The 354-nt window shown below is 81.6% G+C and carries 1 protein-coding gene; it reads right to left on the reverse strand.

The genetic code is table 11. The annotated features are described in order from the left end of the window. Positions 1–354: ATP-binding cassette domain-containing protein (locus tag ADL34_RS34395; protein WP_159039027.1), on the reverse strand; the 354-nt coding region annotated here is incomplete at both ends.

The raw sequence follows: 354 nt of genomic DNA on the forward strand, positions 1-354 counted from the left end.
CCCGCCGGTCAGCACCGTCCCGGACGACGGCGTCACCAGTCCCACGAGGGCGTTGAGCAGGGTGGACTTCCCGGCGCCGTTGCGGCCCATGAGGGCGACCGTCTCGCCGGGGGAGACCGTGAGGTCCACCCGCCGCAGCGCCCGCACCCGGTCCCGGGTCACGGCGAGCGCCCGCACCTCGGCCGCGTACGGGGAGGCGGGGGCCGCCTCGGCCGTGGCACGGGAGCGGCCGAACCAGCGGCGGGCCGGGGTGCGGGCCGGCGGCGGGGCGGGCGGGGGGGCGGGCGGCTCCGAGGGCGCGGGGCCGGGGAGGGCGTCGTGATGGCCCAGGGGCTGCCGCAAGGTGGGCGCCCC

The sequence above is a fragment of the Streptomyces sp. NRRL WC-3605 genome (assembly GCF_001509795.1).
Taxonomy (GTDB): domain Bacteria; phylum Actinomycetota; class Actinomycetes; order Streptomycetales; family Streptomycetaceae; genus Streptomyces; species Streptomyces viridochromogenes.